This is a genomic window from Longimicrobiaceae bacterium (assembly GCA_035696245.1).
Classification (GTDB): Bacteria; Gemmatimonadota; Gemmatimonadetes; order Longimicrobiales; family Longimicrobiaceae; genus DASRQW01.
The window spans coordinates 1-2,788 of the sequence record DASRQW010000334.1 but is presented as its reverse complement, the minus strand read 5'-3'; the positions used below and the strand labels follow the sequence as shown (position 1 = coordinate 2,788).

The following is a 2,788-nucleotide window of genomic DNA, read 5'->3' as shown; positions in this document are numbered from 1 at the left end:
ACCGCCGCACCCTGGCCAACGGGCTCACGCTGCTGGTGGCCGAGGTGCGCACCTTCCCGGTGGTGACGGTCGACCTGGTGCTGAACGCGGGCGGGCTGGCCGAGGGCTCCACCCACCCCGGCGTGGCCGCGCTCACCAGCGGCCTGCTGGAGAGCGGCGCCGGCAGCCGCGATGCGGCGGGTATCGCGGAGCGGGTGGACGGACTGGGGCTGTCGCTGGATTCGGGGGTGTCGTGGGATACGGCGCAGGCGGGCTTCACCGCCATCCGCTCGCGCCTGGAGCCCGGATTCGAGCTCCTGGCCGAGCTGGTGCGCACGCCCACCTTCCCCGCCGACGAGGTGGAGCGGGTGCGCGACGAGCGCGTGGCGGGGATCCAGCAGCGCCGCGGCACCCCGTCGAGCCTGGCCGACGAGACGGCGACGCGCTGGACCTTCGCGCCGGGGACGCCCTTCGCGCGACCGCTGGGGGGGGTGCTGCGCAGCCTCGCCGCGATCGGCCGCGACGAGGTGGCCGCCTTCCACGCCGCGCGCTACCGGCCGGCCACCACCACGCTGGTGGCGGCGGGCGACGCGTCGCTGGACGAGATGGTGGCGCTGGCCGAGCGCTGGTTCGGCGACTGGGCCGGCTCGGCCCACGCGGTGGCGGTGCCCGAGGTGCGTCCGCGGCTGGAGGGCACGCGGGTGGTGCTGGTGGACCGCCCCGGCGCGGTGCAGAGCGAGATCCGCGTGCAGCACGTGGGCGTGGCGCGCTCGGCGCCCGACTTCTTCGCGGTCACGGTGATGAACGCCATCCTGGGCGGCACCTTCAGCTCGCGCCTGAACCTGAACCTGCGCGAGCGGCTGGGCTACACGTACGGCGCCTCGAGCAGCTTCACCATGCGGCGCGACGGCGGCCCCTTCGCCATGGCGACGTCGGTGCAGACGGAGGTCACCGCGCACGCGATCCAGGAGATGCTGGCGGACATGCGCGGGATGCTGGAGGGCGAGGTGACGCCCAAGGAGCTGGCGGACGCGCGGACGTACCTGGCCGGCGTCTTCCCCATCCAGGTGCAGACGACCGACGGCGTCTCGGCCAAGCTGGCGACGCTGGTCACGCACGGCCTGCCGGACGACTACTGGGACCACTACCGCGAGGGCATCATGGACGTGACGGCAGACGACGTGCTGACCGTGGCGCGCCGCTGGCTGCGGCCCGACGCGGCGACCATCGTCGTCGCGGGAGATGCGGACAAGGTCGCGGACCCGCTGCGCGAGCTCGGGCTGGGCGAGGTGGAGGTGATGGACCCCGCCACCGAGCTGCCCTGAGCGGGCTGCGACGGGTGGACGGACGATGCGGCGCCCCGCGGAAAACTTCCGCGGGGCGCCGCGCGTAAGTGGCGTTAGGATTTGATTAGACGTTCGTTCGGCGGGTTACGCCGCAACCTTCCAGGCTCCATCTTCATCCAACGGAGAACGACAGATGACGGGAGAAGGACAGCAGCCGGGCGGGACCGAGCCGGGCCGCATCTCTTCGCGGCACGTGCACCGCGGGGCGGTGGTGGACCTCAGCGTGGACGCGGTCCGCTTCCCGGACGGCTCCACCGGCGAGCTGGAGCTCATCCGCCACTCGGGAGCCAGCGCGGTGCTGCCGGTGCTGAGCGCGATGGACGCAGCGGACCCGCAGGTCGTCCTCATCCGCCAGTACCGCTACGCGACGGGCGGCTACCTGCTGGAGGTGCCCGCCGGGCGCCCCGCCCACCCCGGCGAGCCGTGGGACGAATGCGCCCGCCGCGAGCTGGAGGAGGAGACTGGCCTCCGCTGCGGCACGCTCCAGCCGCTGGGCGCCATCTGGACCACTCCCGGCTTCACCGACGAGCGCATCCACCTCTTCGTCGCGAGCGACTTGCAGCCCGGCACGGTGAAGCGCGACGCCGACGAGTTCATGGAGCTGGTCAAGATCCCGCTCTCCGAAGCGTTGAAGCTGGTGCGCGACGGCGAGATCCAGGACGCGAAGACGGTCTGCACGCTGCTGTACGCCGCCGGGTTCGTGTTCGGGATGTGAAGGGGTGCACGACGGACGGTGCATGTGACACACGGATGTGTCTCCGGTGTCCGGAAAACGTCACCCAGGCAGGACGGAAGCGCAATGTTAAGGGACGGTTAAGGACCGGGTAAGTGCACGTTCGGCAATGGTTTGGCAGGGTTCGGCACGGGGTGCCGCGCAGGGTATGGAAACTGCCCCCCTGAGCAGACGGGAGAAGTGCCCGGATGCCCGCGCAGCTCCGCTCGTTCCCACTTCCGCAGGACTCTAAAGGGGGTTCACATGGCTGAAGTTCTCGCCCCGAAACGCCGGGGCACCTCCGAAGACCAGGGGCGGCGCAACCCGCTGAAGGACCTGGACGACAGCGGGGTCGTCGCCGCCTTCCTGGCCGGCGAGAAGCGCGGCTTCGGCGAGCTGGTGGAGCGCTACCAGACGCGCCTGCTGAACTTCATCTACCGGACGATCGGCGACCGGGAGAAGGCGGAGGACCTCGTGCAGGAGGTGTTCATCCGCGTCTATCGTCACCTGCACCGGTTCGACCGCACCAAGAAGTTCTCGACCTGGGCGTATACCATCGCCTCGAACCTGGCGAAGAACGAGCTGCGCAACCGGTCGCGCAACCCGCTCGTGCTCTTCCAGACCATCAAGGGGAACTGGGACGACGACGACCGGCCGCTGCAGTTCGAGGACACCACGGCGCGCCCGGACGACCTGTACCGCAAGCGTCACCTGCGCGAGCTGGTGGCCGAAACCGTGGCGAAGCTGCCCG

At 70.9% G+C, this 2,788-nt stretch carries 3 protein-coding genes; all 3 read left to right on the top strand.

The window, feature by feature from the left end:
- A partial coding sequence (locus VFE05_15420; protein HET6231462.1) for a pitrilysin family protein occupies nucleotides 1–1,304 on the top strand: 1,304 nt, incomplete at its 5' end.
- Between the two features lie 154 nt (nucleotides 1,305–1,458).
- Nucleotides 1,459–2,040: an NUDIX hydrolase gene (locus VFE05_15415; GenBank protein HET6231461.1), complete on the top strand. Its 582-nt coding sequence runs from the start codon at nucleotides 1,459–1,461 to the stop codon at nucleotides 2,038–2,040.
- 261 nt (nucleotides 2,041–2,301) lie between these two features.
- Nucleotides 2,302–2,788: sigma-70 family RNA polymerase sigma factor (locus tag VFE05_15410; protein HET6231460.1), on the top strand; the 487-nt coding region annotated here is incomplete at its 3' end.